This window comes from Streptomyces sp. NPDC002888 (assembly GCF_042888465.1).
Classification (GTDB): Bacteria; Actinomycetota; Actinomycetes; order Streptomycetales; family Streptomycetaceae; genus Streptomyces.
Genome location: NZ_JBIAPU010000008.1, coordinates 266223 through 287237 on the forward strand (window position 1 = coordinate 266223; position 21015 = coordinate 287237).

Annotated in this window: 17 protein-coding genes and 1 pseudogene; 11 read left to right on the forward strand and 7 right to left on the reverse strand. The window is 71.2% G+C overall.

The features are described 5' to 3' along the window. Nucleotides 1–12: 12 nt before the first annotated feature. The 4 genes from ACFYWX_RS16020 to ACFYWX_RS16035 form a co-directional block, all read right to left on the reverse strand. The gene (locus tag ACFYWX_RS16020) at nt 13–1278 is read right to left on the reverse strand and encodes an ABC transporter substrate-binding protein (RefSeq protein ID WP_389424683.1); all 1266 of its coding nucleotides are present in this window, start codon (nt 1276–1278) and stop codon (nt 13–15) included. A gap of 284 nt (nt 1279–1562) precedes the next feature. Further along, a complete protein-coding gene (locus ACFYWX_RS16025; protein WP_389424611.1) occupies nt 1563–2804 on the reverse strand; it encodes an ROK family transcriptional regulator in 1242 nt (413 codons plus the stop codon). Between the two features lie 124 nt (nt 2805–2928). Beyond that, nucleotides 2929–4173: a D-arabinono-1,4-lactone oxidase gene (locus tag ACFYWX_RS16030; protein ID WP_389424612.1), complete on the reverse strand. Its 1245-nt coding sequence runs from the start codon at nt 4171–4173 to the stop codon at nt 2929–2931. 45 nt (nt 4174–4218) lie between these two features. Next, on the reverse strand, nt 4219–4833 hold the full coding sequence (locus ACFYWX_RS16035; protein WP_389424613.1) for a hypothetical protein: 615 nt from the start codon (nt 4831–4833) through the stop codon (nt 4219–4221). 288 nt (nt 4834–5121) lie between these two features. On the opposite strand from ACFYWX_RS16035, the gene ACFYWX_RS16040 reads away from it, so the two are divergent. The 4 genes from ACFYWX_RS16040 (at nt 5122) to ACFYWX_RS16055 (ending at nt 11145) form a co-directional block, all read left to right on the forward strand. Further along, nucleotides 5122–6465, forward strand: a complete 1344-nt coding sequence (locus ACFYWX_RS16040) for a radical SAM protein (RefSeq protein ID WP_389424614.1) — start codon at nt 5122–5124, stop codon at nt 6463–6465. 265 nt (nt 6466–6730) lie between these two features. Then, nucleotides 6731–8245 (forward strand): cellulose binding domain-containing protein, encoded by a 1515-nt coding sequence (locus tag ACFYWX_RS16045; protein ID WP_389424615.1) that lies wholly within the window; start codon nt 6731–6733, stop codon nt 8243–8245. A gap of 251 nt (nt 8246–8496) precedes the next feature. Further along, nucleotides 8497–9612, forward strand: coding sequence for a ribosome small subunit-dependent GTPase A (gene rsgA, locus ACFYWX_RS16050; protein WP_389424616.1), 1116 nt, complete (start codon nt 8497–8499; stop codon nt 9610–9612). A 132-nt stretch (nt 9613–9744) separates the two neighbouring features. Continuing rightward, the gene (locus tag ACFYWX_RS16055; RefSeq protein ID WP_389424617.1) at nt 9745–11145 is read left to right on the forward strand and encodes a DNA-3-methyladenine glycosylase 2 family protein; all 1401 of its coding nucleotides are present in this window, start codon (nt 9745–9747) and stop codon (nt 11143–11145) included. A 272-nt stretch (nt 11146–11417) separates the two neighbouring features. Here ACFYWX_RS16055 and ACFYWX_RS16060 read toward each other — a convergent pair whose 3' ends face one another. Then, nucleotides 11418–11615, reverse strand: coding sequence for a hypothetical protein (locus tag ACFYWX_RS16060; RefSeq protein ID WP_389424618.1), 198 nt, complete (start codon nt 11613–11615; stop codon nt 11418–11420). Nucleotides 11616–11844: 229 nt separating this feature from the next. Between ACFYWX_RS16060 and ACFYWX_RS16065 the strand changes: the two genes are divergently transcribed. The 6 genes from ACFYWX_RS16065 to ACFYWX_RS16090 all read left to right on the forward strand — a co-directional run bounded on the left by ACFYWX_RS16065 (nt 11845) and on the right by ACFYWX_RS16090 (nt 17328). Then, entirely contained in the window at nt 11845–12414 is a 570-nt protein-coding gene (locus tag ACFYWX_RS16065) for a CAP domain-containing protein (RefSeq protein WP_389424619.1), read from the forward strand. 281 nt (nt 12415–12695) lie between these two features. Next, on the forward strand, nt 12696–13544 hold the full coding sequence (locus tag ACFYWX_RS16070) for an RNA polymerase sigma factor SigF (protein WP_389424620.1): 849 nt from the start codon (nt 12696–12698) through the stop codon (nt 13542–13544). A 161-nt stretch (nt 13545–13705) separates the two neighbouring features. Then, the gene (locus ACFYWX_RS16075; protein WP_389424621.1) at nt 13706–14209 is read left to right on the forward strand and encodes an SRPBCC family protein; all 504 of its coding nucleotides are present in this window, start codon (nt 13706–13708) and stop codon (nt 14207–14209) included. After that, nucleotides 14202–15833, forward strand: coding sequence for a phytoene desaturase family protein (locus ACFYWX_RS16080; RefSeq protein ID WP_389424684.1), 1632 nt, complete (start codon nt 14202–14204; stop codon nt 15831–15833). The genes ACFYWX_RS16075 and ACFYWX_RS16080 overlap by 8 nt, the downstream gene beginning before the upstream one ends. Before the next feature lie 81 nt (nt 15834–15914). After that, the gene (locus ACFYWX_RS16085) at nt 15915–16376 is read left to right on the forward strand and encodes a hypothetical protein (RefSeq protein ID WP_389424622.1); all 462 of its coding nucleotides are present in this window, start codon (nt 15915–15917) and stop codon (nt 16374–16376) included. A 73-nt stretch (nt 16377–16449) separates the two neighbouring features. Next, nucleotides 16450–17328: an SDR family oxidoreductase gene (locus ACFYWX_RS16090; protein ID WP_389424623.1), complete on the forward strand. Its 879-nt coding sequence runs from the start codon at nt 16450–16452 to the stop codon at nt 17326–17328. Nucleotides 17329–17790: 462 nt separating this feature from the next. Here the strand turns inward: ACFYWX_RS16090 and ACFYWX_RS16095 are convergent, their stop codons facing one another. After that, a complete protein-coding gene (locus tag ACFYWX_RS16095) occupies nt 17791–18273 on the reverse strand; it encodes a DUF456 domain-containing protein (protein WP_389424624.1) in 483 nt (160 codons plus the stop codon). A 55-nt stretch (nt 18274–18328) separates the two neighbouring features. Further along, nucleotides 18329–19042: pseudogene (locus ACFYWX_RS16100) on the reverse strand (winged helix-turn-helix transcriptional regulator); the annotation flags it as partial. Nucleotides 19043–19287: 245 nt separating this feature from the next. Here ACFYWX_RS16100 and ACFYWX_RS16105 point away from each other — a divergent pair. Continuing rightward, nucleotides 19288–20940: a protein phosphatase 2C domain-containing protein gene (locus ACFYWX_RS16105; RefSeq protein ID WP_389424625.1), complete on the forward strand. Its 1653-nt coding sequence runs from the start codon at nt 19288–19290 to the stop codon at nt 20938–20940. The last annotated feature ends 75 nt before the right edge of the window (nt 20941–21015 follow it).

Sequence of the window (21015 nt, forward strand, 5' to 3'; positions counted from 1 at the left end):
CCGTCCGGTGGTCTAGCCGAAGAGCTTCTTGAGCTCGGCGTCGACCTTCTTCTCACAGGCGGCGAGCTGGGCCTTGGGGTCGCCGTCCTTGCGGACGGTGTTGGCGATCACGTCCCAGAACGCGGCGATCATGGCCTGGGTCCAGCCGATGTTGTCGAAGTGACCGAACTCGTTGAAGAGCTTGACGCCCTCGGCCGGCAGGCCGGACTTCAGCTTGGTCGCGGACGCGGCGAGGGAGGTGCGCGGCGGGATGTGGAAGCCGTAGGAGGTGGCGAAGTCCTCCTGGTACTCCTTCTGGTCGATCCACAGCCACTTCACGTATTCCTTGGCCGCCTCGACGTTCTTGCCCTTGGCGTTGACGAACATCGACCAGCCGCCGTTGTAGACCGACTGCTTGCCGGCGGAACCGACCTTCGGGAAGGGGAAGATGCCGATGTCGTCGCCGAGCGCCTTCTGCATGGCCGGCATGGCCCACATGCCGCACCACTGGATCGCGGTCAGGCCCTGGATGAGGGCCGAGGGGTCCCACGAGTCGGCGGGGGCGTCGAGGAGCAGGTTGCCACTGGTGAAGAGGCCGCGCATCTGCTTCAGGCCCTCGGCGACGGCGTCGGTGTTGAAGGCGGGCTTGTTGTCCGCGGTGAGGGTGTCGGCGCCGGCCGACCAGATCAGCGGGCGGTCGATCGAGGTCAGGTCGTTGCCGAGGAAGATGCCCTTGACCTTGCTGGTGGTCAGCTTGTCGGCGGCCTCGATCAGCTCTTCCAGCGTGGTCGGGACCTCGATCTTCGCCTTCTCGAACAGCGAGGGCCGGTAGAAGAGGAACTGCGGGTCGTCGATCATACGGACGCCGTATATCTTGCCGTCGACCGTGTGCGACTTGATGTCGGCCGGGTTGAAGTCGTCCTTGACCGGGTCGATGATGTCGGTCAGGTCCGCCACCTGGCCGCTCTTGACCATCTGGATCTGCGGGTGGAACTCGAACACGTCCGGCGCGTTCTTGGTGAGCAGCGCGGCGAACAGCTTCTGCTCGAAGTTGTTGCCGGTGATCCACTGCGTGGTCACGTTGGCCTTGTCGTAGGCCTTCGCGTACTTCTTGACGGCCTGCTCCACACCGGCCTCGCCGTACGCGTGGAAGTACTGAGTCAGGGTGTCGCCCGACCCGGACCCCCCACCACGTCCGTTGTTGCCGCCACACGCGGCAAGGGTGCCCGCGGCGGCCATGCCCGCGGCGGCCCGGAAGATGGACCGGCGGGACCAGTTGCTGTTGCTCATTGCCGACATGGCGACGTCCTTGTCTCGAGTACGGCTCACGGCTCACGGCTCCACGGCCGAGCGGCCGGTGGCTCAAATTGCTTTGCGGTGCGGGACGTTAACCTTCGGCTAAGGCTTCGGCAAGGGGTTGGACGAAGTCTGCGCGAAACGTTGTGTCCGGTTCGACATGACGAACGCGGGGTTCGTCAGGCGGTGGCGTGGGGGATGAGGGCCGCCGGGTCAAGGGGCCGGCGGCCCTCGGTCAGGGGGCGCTGCGCGGAGCTCCAGGCCCCGTCGGGGCCTCCGCCGCAGCGTCATGAGGATGGTCCGGTGCGGCTCCTCGCGAGGGTGCGTTTCGCGGACCTCTGCCCGACGGACTGCAGCGAGCCCTCCAGCGCGAACGTGGCCGCGCCGAGGCACACCGGGTCGGTGGGGATCGGGGAGAGGACGATCTCGGTGGCGGCCAGCGGCCGCTTCAGCGCGTGCCGGGCGACGGCCTCGCGCACTTCGTTCAGCAGGGGCTCGCCCAGCCGGCCGGCGACCCAGCTGCTGAGCACGACCACCTCGGGGTTGAGCAGGTTCACCAGGTCGGAGATGCCGGCGCCGAGGTAGCGGGCGGTGTCGCGGACCACCTTGACGGCCACCGGGTCGTGCGCGGCGACCCCGCGGGCCAGGGCGTCGATGGTGGCCGTCTGGTCCTCGGGATGCAGCAGCGGGCTCTGCGGGCTCAGCTCCCGCAGGTTGAGCATGATCCCGGGCGCTCCGACGTACGTCTCGACACAGCCGTGGTTGCCGCAGTGGCACAGGCGCCCGTCGAGCACGAGCGTGGTGTGGCCCCACTCTCCGGCGCTGTTGCTGACGCCCCGGTGCAGCCCGCTGCCCAGGACGAGTCCGGCGCCCACGCCGGTGCCGAGGTTGACCACCACGGCGTCGCCGTGTCCGCGGGCGGCCCCGAACCACAGCTCGGCGACCGCGCAGGCGCGCAGCGGGTTGTCCAGGTAGAGGGGATAGGCGATGTACTCGGAGAGCAGGTCGAGCAGCGGCACGTCGTGCCAGTCCCAGTTGGGCGCGTACTCCGCGATGCCGGTGGTCCGGTCGACCTGGCCCGGCACGCTCACGCCGACGCCGAGGACCCGGGCCGCCTCGACCCCGGCCTGCGCGACCACCGAGCCGACGGCGGCGGCGACATGGCCGACGACCTGCTCCGGTCTGCTCTCGCCGGGCCGCATGTCCTCCTCGGCCCGGGCCAGCACGTTCAGCCCCAGGTCGAACAGCTCGACATGCACGTATGTCTCCGCGATGTCGACGCCGATCAAGGCGCCCCCCGACGCGTTGACGGCCACGAGGCCCCGGGGGCGGCCGCCCGCCGAGTCCTCGAACCCGACCTCCGTGATCATCCGCAGGTCGAGCAGCTCACCGACGAGGGTGGCGACCGTGGCGAGGCTGAGGCCGGTGGCGGCCGCCAGCTCCTGCCGGGAGGTGGGGGACGTGGCGATGATCTGGCGCAGCACCTCATAGCGGTTCGCGGTGCGGATGTCGCGTGATGTGCGCTTCACCGGGGTTGCCCCATCCCTTCCATGCCGGGCCGGGGCTATGACGGCACCGGCGCGCGGCAAGGCTATGGGGCTGCGAGGACTTTCGACAAGGGGTTAGGAAAGGGGGTTTATAAAGTCTTACGCGTCAGTGGCCGAGGACGTTCGCCACGAACGTGTTGGTGAACTTACCGGCCGGATCCAGTTCCCGTACCAGCGCCGCGAAGTCGGCGAGCCGCGGATAGCGTCCCCGCAGCGTCTCGGCGGGGACGGTGAACACCTTCCCCCAGTGCGGCCGCGCCTCGAAGGCGTCCAGGGCCTCCTCCAGTCGCCGCACCACGGGCAGCACCCTCGCGGTGTCCTCCACCCAGGTGAAGTGCAGCGCCACGGTGTCCCGTCCGTAGGAGGGGCTGAGCCACTGCTCGTCGGCGGCGACGGTACGCACCTCACAGGTCTGCAGTACGGGGGCGACCGTCTCCCGGATACCGTCGATCGCATCCAGTGCGTCGACGGCGTACCGGCGCGGCAGCAGGTACTCCGACTGGAGCTCGGCGCCGCTGCTCGGGGTGAACTCCGCCCGGAAGTGCGGCAGCCGCTCGTGCCACGGCCCCGGCGCCCCGAACTGTTCCGTGCAGTTGACCGCGGGCATCCCCGGCACCGGGTGCAGCGCCACGGTCGCGGGCGCGGCCCACGGGAAGGCGTGCAGCGGCTGGTCGGTGCGCCGCTTCAGCCAGACCTGCCGGAAGCCCGGCGCACGCCAGTCGGTGAACAGGCTCACGCTGTACGCCGCTGCCGCGACGGTCTCGAAGTCCAGCCCGTCCAGGGGGAGTTCGGTGAACAGGTGCTGCTCGACCTCGAAGGCGGGCTCCAGGTCGAGGGTGAGCGCCGTGACGACCCCGAGGGCGCCCAGGGAGGTGACGGCCCCGCCGAAGCGCGTCTCGCCCCGGCCGACGACGACCGTCGAGCCGTCCGCCGTGACGATCTCGACCTCGCGCACGGAAGCCGCGAGCGGCCCGTTGCCGACGCCCGACCCGTGCGTGCCGGTCGCCACCGAACCGGCCACCGAGATGTGTGGCAGCGACGCCATGTTGGGCAGGGCCAGCCCCTGCTCGTGCACCCGCCGGGCCAGCTCCGCGTACCGGACGCCGCCGCCGACCCGTACCGTACGGGCCGCCGTGTCGACGTCGGCCTCGGCAGGCAGGGCGTCCAGCGACAGCAGCGCCCCGTCGGCGCCCGGCTCGGCGAGCTCGTTGAACGAGTGCCCGCTGCCCAGCACCCGCACCCGCCCGCTCGCCGCCACGAGCGAGCGCAGCGCGTCGAGGGAGTGCGGCCGGAGCAGTTCCCTGGCCGCGAACGTGATGTTGCCCGCCCAGTTCGTCACGGTATCGGCCATGCGGTCGCCCTCCCAGGGATCAGCATCCAGCTTTCTCGCCGGAACCTATCCCGTCGGCAGCAGGGCCCTCACTCCCGAGTCTCCCTTCCGTGCGTAGTAGTCGATCGCGCAGTCCCCGAACCGGTGCAGGGAGTGGACTGTGAGGGCCCCGCCCACCAGGGGGCCGATGAGCGGGACGAAGCGGTTCGCGGTCCGTTTGCCCGCTTCCGAGAGCACCTTCGCGCTCACGGCTTCCGCGACTTCCGGAAAGGCGGCGGCGAGGGCGGCGAGTGCGGACATCGGCTTGGCGGCCGTCTCAAGGACCTGCAGGGTCCCCGACATCGTCGAGGCCATTTCGCCGCCGATGACCCCCGCCCACAGCCCGGTCACCGCGAAGAGGTCGTCGAGCGGGTCGACCTCGCTGCCCATGAGGTGGCCGATGCCCCAGGCGGTGTGGGCCATCTTCCGGTAGGAGAAGCCGACGTCGAGGAGGACCGTGCCGACGCCCACCGGGCCGAGGGCCGCCGAGCCGACGGTCATCGCCGTCGCCTGGGTGCCCTGGTACCAGCGCCAGGTGGTGACCGACTGGAACTCCTCCACCTCTTTGATCACTTGGTCGGCCTCGCCGACGATGCCGAGAACAATGGTGGTGAACACTTCGGCGCCGCTTGCATTCCGCATTCCACGGGCTCCCTGGATGTGAGTGATCTCCTGGCTTTCGGGCTGGTGTCCAGTGACCTGCCAGCAGTGTTCTGGCCCAGCCCCTCACCTGCACAAACGCGCGACACGCGGCGACCGGGTGCACGCCGGGGCGTATCCGCGAACGTGTGCGTAAGAGGTGTGACACGAGTGCCGCCCCGCCGCCACGCCGGGCCCCGCCCCCACGCCCGCGCACCCGGGGGCATACCGTGAGGAGTCGTACGCCTGACGCCGGGAGGGTCGTACGCCTGACGCCGGGAGGAGAGACGGATGGGCAGCCGCACCGAGCTGGTCGAGGATCTGATGGAGCGCTTTCCGCACGTACCGCGGGAAGCCGTCTTCAAGGAGGACCTGCTGCGCGGCGGTGTCGCTTTCGACGCGTCGGCGCTGAGCGACAACGAGAGCGGTGAGGTGAAGCCGAAGTCGTACTTCATCTTCTCCTTCGACCACGGCACCCTGCCCGAGCTCGGCGAGGCCGCCCTCAGGCGCCCGCCGGAGGAGATCATCCTCACCGGCGGCCCGTACGACCTGCGGCGCACCGTCGTCTCCGTGCGCGTGAATCCGTCCTCGCCGTACCGGGTGGCCGCGGACGGCGAAGGGCTCCTCGGGCTCTACCTCGACGGCGCCCGCATCGCCGACGTGGGCGTGCCGCCCATGCCCGAGTACTACCGGCACACCCTCTCCAACGGAAAGTCCGTCATGGAGGTGGCCCCGACCATCCAGTGGGGCTACCTGATCTACCTGACCGTCTTCCGGGTGTGCCAGTACTTCGGCGCCAAGGAGGAGTGCCAGTACTGCGACATCAACCACAACTGGCGCCAGCACAAGGCGGCCGGGCGGCCGTACACGGGTGTCAAGGACGTCGAGGAGGTGCTGGAGGCCCTGGAGATCATCGACCGCTACGACACGGCCAAGGCCTCCACCGCCTACACCCTCACCGGCGGCGCCATCACCAAGACGGTCGCCGGGCGCGACGAGGCCGACTTCTACGGCCACTACGCCAAGGCCATCGAGGAGCGCTTCCCCGGCCGGTGGATCGGCAAGGTCGTCGCCCAGGCGCTGCCGCGCGACGACGTGCAGCGCTTCAAGGACTACGGCGTGCAGATCTACCACCCCAACTACGAGGTGTGGGACCGCCGCCTGTTCGAGCTGTACTGCCCGGGCAAGGAGCGCTACGTCGGCCGCGACGAGTGGCACAAGCGCATCCTCGACTCCGCGGAGATCTTCGGCGCCCGCAACGTCATCCCCAACTTCGTGGCCGGCGTGGAGATGGCCGAGCCGTTCGGCTTCACCACGGTCGACGAGGCGATCGCGTCGACGACCGAGGGCCTGCGCTTCTTCATGTCGCAGGGCATCACACCCCGCTTCACCACCTGGTGCCCCGAGCCGACGACCCCGCTCGGCAAGGCCAACCCGCAGGGCGCGCCGCTGGAGTACCACATCCGCCTCCTGGAGGCCTACCGGGCCACCATGGACGACTTCGGCCTGTCCTCCCCGCCCGGCTACGGCCCGCCCGGCCCCGGCCGCGCCGTCTTCTCCGTCAGCTCCTTCATGGACAGCCTCCCGGCACAGGGGCCGGCACAGGAGCCGGCCGAGGTGACGGCCGAGGCGTGATCCGTTCCGCTCCGTAGGGCACAGAAGGGTGTCGGAGTGGTGGTGGCGGTCGTACACTCCGACCCCTGGACTGACACACCGGCAGGACAAGCACGGCGGCCGGGTCCGCGCGGCCCGGCTGCCCCACGGTCACCGACCGCGGGATTCGCAGACTCCGCTTGTCAGTTGTGTCGGAGACGTGAAAGGCTCTGGCCCTGCCGCGAGGTTCCCCCCAACTCCATTGCCGATATGGCGAGTTGACCTCGCTCGTGGATGCAGGAGACTCATGCCAGACCTGCCGACTCCTCAGGACGACACCGAGGCCGCGCTGTTCTCCGAGTGCTGGGACGCCGTCCTCTCCTATGCGGACCTCTGCACCTCCGGCTCGACCGCCGCCCAGCAGCTGGCCCGCGAGGCGTTCGCGCTCGGCACACGAGAGGCCCGCGAGGCCGAGGCCGGGACCCGCAGGAGCGCCGGCCGCCGGTCCCCCGTCCTGCCCCGCGTCCCCCTGCTGCTGACCGCCGTACGCGCCACGGCGGCCGCCTGGGAGGCCGAGGGCCAGGGGCACAAACTCGACCCCGACCTGCGCCTGTGGCTCAACTCCGAGAGGGCCGCCCGCTACACCGGGCCGCCCCTGCACCGCCCCATCGCCCTGCGCGGCCTGCGCGACATGCAGGAGCCCGACGCGGCCCTGCTCTGGCTGGCCGAGGTGGAGGCGCTGCCGCTGTCCGGGGTGGCCCGCCGGCTCGGCCTCGACCCGGCCGCCGCGTCCGACGAACTCGACCAGGTGCGCGACCTGTTCCGGGCCCGCTGCCACCGCCACCACCTCGACACACCGCTCGACGCGGAGTGCCGCGGCTACGTCCGGCTGCTCGACGCCGTGACCCGCTCGCCCGGCGCCGACACCCCCGAGGACCTCTCCCGGCACCTCGCCACCTGCGTGGAGTGCGCGGAGGCCGCCGCCTGTCTGCGGCTGCACGGCGGCGGACTGCCCTCCGCCCTCGCCGGCGGGGTCATCGGCTGGGGCGGCCTCGCCTACCTGGAGCGCCGCCGCCGGGCCGCCGAGGTACGCCTGGGCGTCGGCCGCCCCGACCGGCCGGACCCGGAAGGCGAGGCGACGACGGACGCGGCGGCCAAGGCACGGGTCGCGCGCAACGGACTCCTCGTCGCCGCCGTCCTGGTGTCCCTGCTGGCCCTGGCCGTGTCGATGATGCCCTTCGGCAGCACCGGCGACGACGTCGCGGGCGGCACCGACGCCGACCGCCAGCCCGTCGCCGACCCTGGCCCCTCGCTGTCCCTGGCCAAGACGCCCCCGTCGGCGACCCCGTCGGCGGCGTCCCCCTCCGCGAGCCCGAGCCGCACGCCGAGCGGCGGCGCCACGACCAAGTCCGACGACAAGCAATCCCAGCCGCAGCCCCAGGGCACCTCGTCCTCCACCGCTCACGGCGAGGACAGCCCCGCGGCCCCTCCGCCCGCGGACCACGAGCCGGTGACCTGCCGGGTCGCGTACGACCTCGTCAACGAGTGGCCCGACGGCTTCCAGGCCACCGTCACCGTCACCACCAAGGAGCCCCTCGACACCTGGCGCCTCGCCTGGACCTTCCGCGACGGCCAGCAGGTCGGCCAGATGTGGGACGCGAGCGCCTCCCAGAACGGCTCCCGCGTCACCGCCACCGCCGCCGACTACAACAAGACGGTCCCCGCCGACGGCTCCGTCTCCCTCGGCTTCCTCGCGTCGTGGCACGGGAAGAACTCGGCACCGGTCGACTTCACGCTGAACGGGCGCGACTGCGGGGCCTGAGGGGTTCTTTAAATGCGTTGACCCGGCACCATGGGGTCCGGCTAGAGTTACGACGACTTCGACAGCGGCCTCGCGCCGCCGTCGCCGAACGAATGAGGACGAGGAGGTGTCGACCGATGGCTGTCACTGAGATGGGCGCTGCCCGCATCCAGGAGTTCATCAAGTCCACCTCCGTGGCCACCGGCTGACCTCACACTCCTTCGCGCGCCGAACAGCGCGCTCGCCGGGGCCGCCCCTGTGAAGGGTCACCCTTGACTTCCCACTCTGCCCCCTCCTCCGCTTTCTCTTCTGCTTTCTCCGCGTTGGCGCTCTACGGCTGGGACCAGGACTGGGCCGACGCGTTCACCCCGTACGACGCCGAAGGGCTGCTGCCCGGGCGCGTGGTGCGGGTCGACCGCGGGCAGTGCGACGTGGTCACCGCCGACGGAACCGTGCGGGCCGACACCGCGTTCGTCACGCCGCACGACCCGCTGCGGGTCGTCTGCACCGGCGACTGGGTCGCCCTCGAAGCCTCCGGGAACCCGCGCTACGTACGGACTTGCCTGCCGCGCCGTACCGCCTTCGTGCGCTCCACCTCCTCCAAGCGGTCCGAGGGGCAGATCCTCGCGGCCAACGTCGACCACGCGATCGTCGCCGTGTCGCTGGCCGTCGAACTCGACCTCGCCCGCGTCGAACGGTTCCTGGCGCTCGCCTGGGAGTCCGGGGCACAACCCGTGGTCGTGCTCACCAAGGCCGACCTGGTCCCGGACGCGGTCACCCTCGCCCACCTCGTCCAGGACGTGGAGACCAGCGCGCCCGGGGTCACGGTGCTGGCCGTCAGCGCGGCGGCCGGGGACGGCCTCGACGTCCTCGCGGCCGTGGTCGGCGGAGGGACGTCCGTGCTGCTCGGGCAGTCCGGCGCGGGCAAGTCGACGCTCGCCAACGCGCTGGTCGGCGAGGACGTGATGGTTGTGCAGGCCGCCCGTGACGTGGACGGCAAGGGACGCCACACGACGACCACCCGCAACCTGCTCGCGCTGCCCGGCGGCGGCGTGCTGATCGACACCCCCGGGCTGCGCGGTGTCGGACTCTGGGACGCCGAGAGCGGCGTCGGCCAGGTGTTCTCGGAGATCGAGGAACTGGCCGCCCGCTGCCGCTTCCACGACTGCGCCCACGAGTCCGAGCCCGGCTGCGCGGTCCTCGCCGCCATCGACACCGGCGAACTGCCCGAACGACGGCTGGACAGCTACCGCAAGCTCATGCGGGAGAACCAGCGCATCGTCGCCAAGACGGACGCGAGGGTCAGGGCGGAGATCCGACGGGACTGGAAGCGGAAGGGGGCGGAGGGGAAGGCGGCGATGGAGGCGAAGCGGGGGCGTTGGCAGTAGAGGAGCCATAGGCCGGGGCTGGGCGGGAAGGGGCGAGCTCACCGGCGGCGGCCGGTGCCGCTGCGCACGGGAACACCGCCATGTCCGATTCCCGCCAGCCCCAACCCCCGCCCCTCACCCACACTGGAAGGCATGACGGACGAAGACACCAGGTACGAAGCCGTGCGGAGCCGGGACGCCCGGTTCGACGGGGAGTTCTTCTTCGCCGTCGAGACGACCGGGATCTACTGTCGGCCCAGCTGCCCTGCGGTGACGCCGAAGCGGTGCAACGTGCGGTTCTTCGCGACGGCCGCCGCCGCGCAGGGCTCGGGGTTCCGGGCCTGCCGGCGGTGCCGTCCGGACGCCGCGCCCGGCTCCGCGGAGTGGAACGTGCGCGCCGATGTCGTGGGCCGGGCCATGCGGCTCATCGGGGACGGCGTCGTCGACCGGGAGGGCGTCGCCGGCCTCGCCGTACGGCTGGGATACAGCGCCCGGCAGGTGCAGCGGCAGCTCACCGCCGAACTGGGCGCCGGACCCGTCGCCCTCGCCCGGGCGCAGCGGGCACACACCGCTCGGGTGCTGCTCCGGACGACGGACCTGCCGGTCACGGAGATCGCCTTCGCGTCCGGGTTCGCCAGCGTGCGGCAGTTCAACGACACGATCCGCGCGGTGTACGCCCTGACGCCGAGCGCGCTGCGGTCCGCCGCGCCCCGGGGCGGCCGTACGGTCCGCCGCGCGGCCACGCCGACCGCGGGGATCCCGCTGCGGCTCGCCCACCGGGGCCCGTACCACGCCGGCGCGGTCTTCGACCTCCTCCAGCGGGAGGCCGTCACCGGCGTCGAGGAGGTGAGCGGCGCGCCGGGGGACCGTACGTACCGCCGTACGCTCCGGCTGCCGTACGGCACCGGCATCGTCGCCGTCGACGAGCGGCCGGGCGCGGCGAAGGAGGGGCTCGCCGCCCACCCCGGCGGCTGGCTCGACGCCCGGCTGCACCTCACCGATCCACGCGACCTCACCACCGCCGTGCAGCGGCTGCGGCGGCTGTTCGACCTCGACGCCGACCCGTACGCCGTCGACGAGCGGCTCGGCGCCGACCCACGGCTCGCCCCGCTGGTTGCCGTACGGCCCGGCCTGCGGTCACCGGGCGCCGCCGACCCGGAGGAACTGGCGGTACGGGCGCTGGTGGGCCCGGCGCGGGCCGCTCGGCTGGTGTGCGCCTACGGCAAGGCGCTGGACGCCCCCTGCGGCACCCTCAGCCACGTCTTCCCCGAGCCCGCCGTCCTCGCCGAGGCCGAACCGCACGGCACCCTCGGCACGCTCGCCGCCGCCCTCGCCGACGGCACCGTGCGCCTGGACGCGGGCGCCGACCGCGACGACGCGCAACAGGCGCTGCTCACGCTGCCCGGCCTGGACGCCGCCACGGTCGCGCTCATCCGCGCCCGCGGCCTCGGCGACCCCGACGTCGCCCCACCGAACGTGAAGGCCCCCGACAGCTGGCGCCCTTGGCGCACATACGCCCTGCACCATTTGCGCGCGGCGGGGGAGACGCCCTAAATGTGCTGCGCGGGGACGTTGGTGACAGGGCGAACAGCTCGGCGATCTGCTGGACGGTCTTCTCCCGGGCGTCGTAGAGCTGCCGGGCGAGCGCGGCCTGGTCCGCCGTGAGCTTCGGCCGGCGCCCGCCCGCAGCCCAGCGTCCGTAGCAGCGGCTGCAGCATCTGCCGGTATTACGAGGCGTACGACGAGCGCAGCGTGGTGCAGACTTGGCCTTGAACGCGAGCCGGAAGAGGATGCCCTCCTGCCCCGCAACTTCTTCAGCTCCGCCGTCAACTCCCGCTCCACCCGACGCTCGGCACGGGCGTTGATCTTGTGGACCAGAGCACGAGCAACTCCACCAGAGCGTCGGTGATCTCGGCCTGCCGGGTCGCAAACAGCGCGGCCAGCAGCGTGGTCCGTACGTCCTCGCCCGCGTCCCGGAAGCCCGAGGGATACATCCTGATCGCCCGCGCCCACCACGCGGCCACCAGTTTCTCCGAACTCCTCTTCTCGCGGAATTTGCGAAGGTATTGGGGTGGTGATGTCCTGGAAGAGGGAGGCCTTGAGGAGTCATAACGAAACGGTCGTAGTACTGGCGGTCTGCATTAAGGAGCCGCCTCGCGGGCCCGTGACGAAGCCGTCCAGCCCCAGTCACGAAGCCTGCGCCTAGCTAGCCAGGCCATGCCTGTGCACCCTGCGCATGGAAGAGGAATCGCGATGACACCACGCAACGTGGACATTCAGCCTTGGCACCCTGGGTGGGACCTCACGCGGGACACCTTGTCTGCTGAGGAAAGGGAACTACGGCGCTTCGTCACAGACGCACGCACACATCCGGAGAAATATCCGCCTCACGGTAATGACGCAGGCGCTGTCATGCCGCCTGGGGTCCCGGACTTCATGCTTTCGGGAGCGCTGACCCAGATAGCGCGCGCCCACAGTAACTTCTTGAAAGACCAGGACAAGGTCTGGGTTACTGAAGATCAAAACATGCACCGTGGACCTGACGGAACACTGGTTTGGGCGGCTGGACAGCCGATGCATCAGGCGGGTTACCACACCTGGCGGTCGGAAAACGTAGCCATGGGATTCGACACCGCAGAGAAAGTCGTGCGCTTCTGGATGCAAGATGATGAGAGGTGGGGCTGGGGACATCGCAATGCCATCCTGTTTGATGACTGGTTTACGCCGGACGACATCCGCGAGGCCGGCTTCGGCTACTGGAAGGGTGGCCCATGGACCCACTATTGGACGCTGGACATGGGTAGGAAAACAGGGCCGTTCTGATGCGGTCCGGGTCCACTTGTCGACGTTCAGCTTCACCCGGCCGCTCTCGGTGGTCTCGATGCTGACCTTCGCGGCAAGCGCCGCCACGGCATGTCCGGTCGGCGGCCGAGAACGGCAGCGGTGCGGCGCCCAGGCCGTCGGCGGCGCCTGCAGCGGCGGGCCCGCAGCGGCCCGCTGCCCTTCAAGCGACCATGTCACCAGTATGAAAGCGGGGGGCTGGGGTAGGCGGCGGTGGCGAGTTGAGGTGGGCCGGCGTCGGCATGGCCGACAGGGAGGGACACATGATTGCGGACACGGCAGCGGTGACGGTGGATGCGCAACGCGCTGAACTGCCGGAGGTGGCCAAACCGTTGAAGGTCACTCCGAAGGACGCGCGTGAGCTCAGCCCCCTGTTCTTCCGGCAACTCGCCGGGCTGGAGGAGGGCACGCCGGAGTACCAGTACGCGCGCAACACGCTGATCGAGATGAACATCTCCTTGGTCCGCTACGCGGCATCCCGTTTCCGCAGCCGGGACCCGGAGGAGATGGAGGACATCGTCCAGGTCGGAGTGATCGGACTGATCAAGGCCATCGACCGTTTCGAGCTCTCCCGCGAGGTGGAGTTCACCTCCTTCTCGATCCCCTACATCGTGGGAGAGATCAAGCGGTTCTTCCGGGACACCACCTGGGCCGTGCACGTTCCGCGCCGTCTGCAGGAGGCCCGCGTCCAGCTGGCGCGCGCCACCGAGGAGCTGAGCAGCCGCCTGGGCCGCACGCCGACCGTGGCGGAGCTGGCCCAGCTGATGAACCTTGACGAGGAGGAGGTCATCGAGGCGCGGCTGGCCTCCAACGGCTACCGCTCCTCCTCCCTGGACGCCGCCATAGGCAACAGCGAGGACGGCGAGACGGCCCTGGCCGACTTCATCGGCAACCATGACGGCGCGCTGGAGCTGGTGGAGGACTTCCACGCCCTCGCTCCGATGATCGCCGATCTCGACGAGCGCGCGCGCAGGATCCTGCACTGGAGGTTCGTCGAGGAACTGACCCAGGCCCAGATCGGCGAACGGCTCGGCGTCTCACAGATGCACGTCTCCCGGCTGCTGTCGCGCACCCTGGCTCAGCTCCGAGAGGGCATGCTCACCACCCACTGACACCGCCACCTCCTGAGCCTGGCCGCAGCCGACTCGGTCCGCCTGTCAGCTGAGGGTGAAAGCCCCAGCTCCCCCAACCCGGGGAGCGCGTTATGTCCGATTCATTCGCATTGAACTGGGCACTTGGCTGTGCACCGAGGCAGAACTCGCGGAGGTGTGGTGTGGCGGTACGGCATCGTCTGATCAAGGTGAGTCCGCAGACCGTGTGGGCCGTCCTCACGGATGGCAGCCGATATGCGGAGTGGGTGGTGGGAACGTCGGCCTCCAAGCCGGTGCGGGGGCAGTGGCCGCAGGTGGACTCGGCTATCGGCTACGAAGTTCGCGTAGGCCCGCTGCGCCTTTCCAACGAGACGGTTGTCCGGCATTGCGAGGAGGGCTCCGAGCTGGGGCTGGAGGCGCGAGCAGGCGTGCTGGGAACGGTACGGATCGCCATCCGGCTGCTTCCTTGGGGAAGGCACTGCCTGGTCATCGCAGACGAGCACCCTCTGCAGGGAGCAAGCGGACGGCTCCACAACGTAGGGGTGGAGGCGCTGATCCAACTGCGACATCGCGCGATGCTGGCCCGGCTCGCCCGGGTCTGCGAGGCGCAGGCCCGTGCCGAACAGCCAGAACACCTTCAGGGACGGCGCGAGGCAGCAGCTCACGGCGGCGGCGGCCATGCCTGACGCGGTGGTGATCGGAGCCGGCCCGAACGGGCTGGTGGCAGCCAACCTGCTGGCCGACGAGGGATGGAGCGTTGAGGTGCTCGAGGAGCAGCCCGAGCCCGGTGGCGCGGTGCGCCACAACAGGGAGATCGACCCCGATTTCGTCAGTGACCTCTTCAGTTCCTTCTATCCCCTCGCCGCCGCGTCACCCGTGCTGGCGCGTCTTGGTCTCGAGGATCACGGTCTGCGCTGGGATCACGCGCCACGCGTGCTGGCGCACCCCCTCATGGACGGCAGGTGTGCGGTGCTCGCCCGCGACCTCGACGACACCGCCGACTCTCTCGACGCCTTTCATCCGGACGACGGGGATGCCTGGAGACGCCTGCACGGGATGTGGGAACGTCTTGGGCCCGATGTTCTGGACGCTCTGTTCACCCCCTTCCCGCCATTGCGCGCTACGGCCCGCCTCGCCGTAAGGCTGAAGGCAGCCGGCGGCTTGCGGATGGCCCGCACTCTGATCCTGCCGGTGCGTCGCATGGGGGACGAGGAATTTCAGGGGGAAGGCGGCAAACTGCTGCTGGCCGGGAACGCGCTGCATGCCGACCTCGCGCCGGACGCCGCGGGGAGCGGGGGCTTCGGATGGCTGATGTCCATGCTCGGACAGACCTACGGCTTCCCCGTGCCGGTCGGTGGTGCCGGGGCGCTGACGGGGGCCCTCGTCCGCCGACTGCGCGCGCGTGGCGGCACTCTCCGCTGCGGGCAGCGTGTTTGCGGCATCATCGTGCGTGACGGGCGAGCCGCGGGTGTTCTCACCGCCGACGGTGGGACGGTGGCCGCACGTCGCGCCGTTCTGGCAGACGTGTCGGCATCGGCCCTGTACGGCGAGCTCGTCGAGGCGGAGCACCTCCCGTCCCAGCTGGTGACCGACCTGAAGCGCTTTCAGTGGGACTTCGCCACTTTCAAGGTCGACTGGGTGTGCGACGGTCCGGTGCCCTGGCAGGCCGAAGCGGCGGCGCAGGCCGGAACCGTCCATCTGGCCGACGGGATGGACGAGCTCACCCGTTTCGCAGCACAGATCGCCATGGGACAGGTGCCTGACCGTCCCTTTGCCCTGTTCGGTCAGATGACGACGGCGGACCCGTCTCGCTCGCCCCAGGGCACCGAGGCCGCATGGGCGTACACACACGTACCGCACGTGATCAAGTCCGACGCGGGCGACGAGGGTCTGACGGGCGCGTGGAGCACCAAGGAGCAGGAGGTGATGGCCGACCGGATCGAACGCCAGGTCGAGCGGTTCGCGCCCGGTTTCCGCTCCCTCATCCGTGCCCGGCGCGTCCTGGCCCCGCCCACGCTCCAGTCGCTCGACAGCAATCTGCACGGGGGCGCCATCAACGGCGGCACCGCATCCCTGCACCAGCAGCTTGTCTTCCGCCCCGTGCCCGGCACCGGCCGTCCCGAGACACCCGTACGCGGTCTCTATCTCGCCTCCGCCTCCGCCCACCCGGGCGGCGGGGTCCACGGAGCCCCGGGAGCCAATGCCGCACGCGCGGCACTGCGCCGGCACCGGCTCCCCGGCCTCACCCGCGCCCAACGCGTCCTCGCCCACCGCGACCGCACCGGACGAAAACCACGGCTCACCCGCTGACGCCCCCTGCCACTTCTCCGCACAACAGCAGCTCTGCCACGTAAAGGGCCCAAAGCCCTGACACGAGGGACGGACGGAATCATGGACATGCATGACAACGGCCCAGACCAGGCCCACCGGCGCCCAAAGGGCGTCAGTGACGAGACCGTGGAAGCGCTCGGGGCGCTGTCCAAGGCGCTGGAAACAACCGAACGTGCCAGAGGCCACCTCTACAGCTTCCACCAGATGACCGGCACCGCAGACCTCCAACTGGACCGAGCGGTCGAGTTGCTGCGCCGAGCCGGCCACCCCGAGTGGGCCGACAAGCTGCAGTCCGAGATTCTGGGCCGAAACGTCATCCCGGGGCACTGGACCTTCCAGATCGTCGAGGCATACGACACCACCTACCACCAGCCGTTCACGCTTTTGAACCGTGAGGCCGTGAATCAACTGGCTGGGGGCCGCGACCACCTCTACGAGGCGGAGATGAAAGAGGCACGTCGCACCACCAGTCATCCCGACCACACCGCCCACCCGCCCGGCGGCCCCCAACACCTGGAATGAGTACCGTCCGGGCGGCCGTCCACCGGGAGACGACCCGGCCGAACCACTGCCGGGAAACCAGAAGGGACCAGCCGTGGATGACAGCCCTGTCAAGGACCGCACCGTCGTGGTCACGGGAGCCGCACGCGGCGTGGGAGCGGCGCTGGCGCACGCGCTCGCCCGGCGAGGTGCGCGGCTGGCCCTGCTCGACCACGACGGACCGGCGCTGGAAACGACGGCCGCCGCGCTGCCCGGCGCGGCGCTGGCCATCCGGGTCGATGTCACCGACGACACCGCTTTGCACGTTGCCGCCCAGGAGATCCGCAGGCGTCTGGGCCGGCCGTCGGTCGTCGTGGCGAACGCGGGAATCGCCGAAGGCGGCCCCTTCGCCCTGTCAGACCCCGCGACCTGGCGCCGTGTGATCGACGTCAACCTGATCGGCAGCGCCCAGACGGCTCGGGCGTTCCTGCCGGACCTGATGCGGACCGCCGGCTATCACCTTCAGATCGCTTCGCTGGCATCGATCGGCGCCGCCCCCATGATGAGTGCCTACTGCGCCTCCAAATCCGGCGTGGAAGCCTTCACGCACACCCTGCGCGCCGAGGTGGCACACCACGGTGTGGCCGTGGGCATCGCCTACCTCGGCTGGACCGACACGGACATGATCCGCGACGCCGACCGATACGCGGCCCTGCGGGAGCTGCGCGCCCACATGCCGCCTCCCGCCCGGCGCATCCACTCGGCCGAGGCCGTCGCCGCCCGCTTGACACGCGCCGTGGAGCAGCGGCGTACCGCCGTGTACGTCCCCGCATGGCTGCGCCTGACCCAGGTGACCCGAGCAGCGATCCCGCCTCTCGTACTCCGTCGATCTCGGCATGAACTGCCCCGTCTGGAGAGCGAGGAGCCATTGCGCCCCACAGGCCTGTTGGGTGCCGGTGGTCACGCCGACCGGGCCGCTGTCCTGGGCCGGTAGAGCACACAGCCCTCATGGCACCGTCCGCTCAAGCCACCCGCCCATACAGCGCGGTCAACAGTGGTCAGCACGATCGGCCTCCCCTCTCCTGCTGCCCAGTGTCCGCGATTCCCGCCCGACCCCCGGCACAACGGCGGGTTCACCGGCCGGTGAGTGCGTGCCGTGGCCCACGGCGCGATGTCGGGCACGCTGGGGAAGACCGGCATACACGTCCCGGTCCTTGCCGACCAGTGCCGAGAGGGGGCTGCGCGGCCGTACGGATGCGTCAGGCGCTGCGCGGCCTGGCGGTTGACGCTCCCGCGTACCGGCGCGGTCTGGTTCATGGCATCCAGTACTGGTGCACGAGGTACGGGCCGCTGACCTGCAGCAGCGTCCACAACACTCGAAGCCGGCACACAGCGCTCGCAGGCCGGCCCCCGATCAGCCGACTGTCGGACGACGCCGTCGTTCCTGTCGTCCCGGTCACCCCCACACCACCACCGCCAGCCACGCCGCCGCGATCAGCTGGCAGGTGAACAGCTCCGCCAGGATGCTCCAGCCGCCCGCGCGCATCACCGTGCGCAGGGCCGCACGTGCCGCGCCGTGGCGGCCCAGGCGGAGCCGCTCGGCGAGGTAGAGGCCGCCCACGAAGCCGGGGATCGCGCCCAGCACGGGGACCAGGAAGAAGCCGAGGAACGCTCCGGCCGCGGCGTACACCGTCATCCGCGGGGTGAGATCGCCCGGGCGCAGTCGTCGGGGCGGCAGGGCCCAGCGGACCACCTGGGAGAGGAGCAGGGCGACGGTGGCCCCCACCAGGACGCCCCAGGCGACCGGCTGCGCATCCTCCAACGCCCACCACAGGACCGCGGACCACACCAGCCAGGACCCCGGCACGCCGGGCACCAGCACTCCGCACAGGCCGAGCAGGATGACCAGACCGACCAGCAGGAGTTCCCACACTCCCATCTGTTCAGCCTGCCCGAGTGAGGGAGACCTCGCAGGTCAAGCCCCCGTACCCGCGCTACCGCCCCCGTGTCACCCACCCACGCTCGTACGCGTGCCAGCCCAGCTGGAGCCGCGTCGTCACCCCGGCCAGCTCCATGAGCCGCTTCACCCGGCGCTGTACGGTCCGCAGGCCCAGGTCGAGCTGCTTGGCGACGCTCGCGTCGGTGAGGCCGGCGAGGAGCAGGGAGAGGATGTCCAGGTCGATGGGGTCGGGGGCGGCGGGGGCCGCTTCCTCGACGCCGACCGTTCCGGACGGCAACGGCAACGGCAACGGCAACGGCAACGGCAAGGGCAGGGGTGCGGCCTCCCGCCACACGGACTCGAACAGTGCCGACAGCAACTCCAGCAGCCCACCGGCGTGCACCACGAGCGCGGCGGGCTCCACGCCACGGCCGGCGAGCGGCACCAGCGCGAGCGTGCGGTCGGCGATCATCAGCTCCGTCGGCACCCTGTCCACGACCCGTATCTGCGCGCCCCGCCCGAGCGCGGTGATCGCCTCGGTCATGCCGTGCGGCCGACCCAGCGCCGCCCGCTCGATCACCACCCGGTGGCGGACCCCGGCACGGTCGGCCGACCGTACCTCCGCTTCGTTCGCCACGCCGGACACCGCGACCGGGCCGTCCGCGACCAGTGCGCAGAGCTCCTCACCCGCCCCCAGCCGGACCTGCCGGAAGCGGTGCGCGACCGCCGCCGTGCCGGTCACCGTCTCGGCCGTCGCCGCAGCCCGGTACGCCGGCTCGTGCGGGTCGTGCAGACCTCTCGCTCCCTGCATCGGCTGTGACGTCCCTCCCCGGTGAACCCGTTTGGGCACATCATGGACGTGCAACCTGTCACTCTGCCAAGACGTCGTCGCAGCAGCACCTCACGTGAGCATCCGCCCCCTCACCCTTCGCATCACCGTTCGATGTGTCGAGCCGCGCCGGATTTTCCCGATGCCCCGTTTCCATCCGGGCCGTGCGGTGGACAATTGGGGGCATGAGTCAGCAGGGGGGAAGGCCCACCGGTCACGAGGACGACTGGTGGGGGCTGTTGTACGACGACTCCACCGAGGACACGGGCCCCACGGTCGGGGCCGACTCGCTGGACGACCGGTTCGCCTCCGCGGCGGGGACGCTGGCCGTCGAGGGGCGGGGCGCGGACGACACGGTTCCGCCGGACGGCCGGCCCGCCCCGGACACTCCGCCACGGCCTGCGCAACCGCCGCCACCGCCGCCCGCGGAACCCCGGGTCCCCGCGCCACGATCCCGGACCACCGCCGAGACCGGCCCCGCTCCGAGCGCCGGCACACCCCCGCGCCGACGCGCCCCCTGGGAGCCCCCGCCCGACCCGCCCACGGGCCCCGCGACCTTCCCACCCGGCCCCCTCCCCCCGGGCTTCGACGAGCGACCACCCCACGAGCCCACTCCGCCCCGGCCCGCCGGCCATACGCCGACGGGGGCGCCCGGCCCCACAGCCGCCCCGCGCGCCCCCGACTCTGCCCCGACCAGTGGTCGTACGTCCAAGGGGCCACCCCCCGTCGCCGCGGACCCGGCCCCAGCCCCCGCCTCCCCGACCCCGGCGCCCCCCGCGTTCCCTCCAGGAGCCGCCGACCCGGACGGCCCCCCACCCACCTCGCCGGACGCCCGCACCGCCACCGCGCTCGACCTCCCCGTCCCGGTCCCGGTCTCCAAGGACTACGTCGGCTCCGGTCCGCCCACCTACGACGCAGAGCCCACCGCGCTGCCGCCCGCCGACCCCGACGACCTGGACGACCTGGTCCCGGACACCGTCCTCGACGGTGCCCGCTACGGCGCCTGCACGCTGCGAGCCGTCTCCGTGCGCGGGGACTCCGCCCGGTACCGGGGTGAGCTGCGTCGTGACTCGCTCCTCACCGCCCGGTTCGGCAGCGGCGAACACGCGCTGCTCCTGGTCGCGATGGCCACCGGTGCCCGCGCCACCGCCGGCGCGCACCGGGCGGCCGCCGAGGCCTGCCAGTGGATCGGGCGGGCCGTGGGCCGCAGCCACATACGGCTCGCCGAGGACATCCGGGCCGGCCGGCGCGGCGACCTGAAATCGGGACTGCACCGCCTCACCGACCGCAGCCTCGGCAAGCTCCGCGCCAGCGCCGTCGAACAGGGCGTCGAACCGGACGAGTACGCGGCCACCCTGCGCTGCCTCCTGCTGCCCGCCGACCCCGAGTGCCGTACGCGCGTCTTCTTCGGCGTCGGAACGGGCGGACTGTTCCGCCTCCGGGACGCCGAATGGCAGGACATGGAGCCCGGGGTCACCGACGCCACCGGCGAGCCCGTGGTCGGCTTCGGCTCACTGCCCTCCGAGACACCCGAGGGCGACCGGCTCACCATGGACCTGGGCATCACCACACCCGCCGGCCCCTACGAGGAGGACCCCGGACCGCCGCGGGACCCCTTCCGCTTCCGCGCCTCCGTCGCCCACCCGGGCGACACCCTGCTGATGTGCACCGCCGGCCTGGCCGACCCGCTGCGCGGCGAGCCGGAGCTGTCGGCGTACCTCACCCGACGGTGGTCGGGGCCCACCGCACCGGGACTCGCCACGTTCCTCGCCGACGCGGGGGTCAGGGTCAAGGGGTACGCGGACGACCGTACGGCCGCGGCCGTTTGGGAGGCCTGACGGCGTTCCCCGGGAATGCGTGGAGCGTGAGTTCTTCCCTAGTGCCCCGACAGGCAACGTTCGCCCCGTCGCGAC

Excerpts from the sequence above, each read along its gene's own strand:
- ACFYWX_RS16080 (WP_389424684.1), top strand. The coding sequence starts at position 14,202 with ATGCCTGACGCGGTGGTGATCGGAGCCGGCCCGAACGGGCTGGTGGCA.
- ACFYWX_RS16020 (WP_389424683.1), bottom strand. The coding sequence starts at position 1,278 with ATGTCGGCAATGAGCAACAGCAACTGGTCCCGCCGGTCCATCTTCCGG.
- ACFYWX_RS16065 (WP_389424619.1), top strand. The coding sequence starts at position 11,845 with ATGACACCACGCAACGTGGACATTCAGCCTTGGCACCCTGGGTGGGAC.
- ACFYWX_RS16045 (WP_389424615.1), top strand. The coding sequence starts at position 6,731 with ATGCCAGACCTGCCGACTCCTCAGGACGACACCGAGGCCGCGCTGTTC.
- ACFYWX_RS16105 (WP_389424625.1), top strand. The coding sequence starts at position 19,288 with ATGAGTCAGCAGGGGGGAAGGCCCACCGGTCACGAGGACGACTGGTGG.
- ACFYWX_RS16040 (WP_389424614.1), top strand. The coding sequence starts at position 5,122 with ATGGGCAGCCGCACCGAGCTGGTCGAGGATCTGATGGAGCGCTTTCCG.
- ACFYWX_RS16085 (WP_389424622.1), top strand. The coding sequence starts at position 15,915 with ATGGACATGCATGACAACGGCCCAGACCAGGCCCACCGGCGCCCAAAG.
- ACFYWX_RS16095 (WP_389424624.1), bottom strand. The coding sequence starts at position 18,273 with ATGGGAGTGTGGGAACTCCTGCTGGTCGGTCTGGTCATCCTGCTCGGC.
- ACFYWX_RS16035 (WP_389424613.1), bottom strand. The coding sequence starts at position 4,833 with ATGCGGAATGCAAGCGGCGCCGAAGTGTTCACCACCATTGTTCTCGGC.
- ACFYWX_RS16070 (WP_389424620.1), top strand. The coding sequence starts at position 12,696 with ATGATTGCGGACACGGCAGCGGTGACGGTGGATGCGCAACGCGCTGAA.
- ACFYWX_RS16030 (WP_389424612.1), bottom strand. The coding sequence starts at position 4,173 with ATGGCCGATACCGTGACGAACTGGGCGGGCAACATCACGTTCGCGGCC.
- ACFYWX_RS16055 (WP_389424617.1), top strand. The coding sequence starts at position 9,745 with ATGACGGACGAAGACACCAGGTACGAAGCCGTGCGGAGCCGGGACGCC.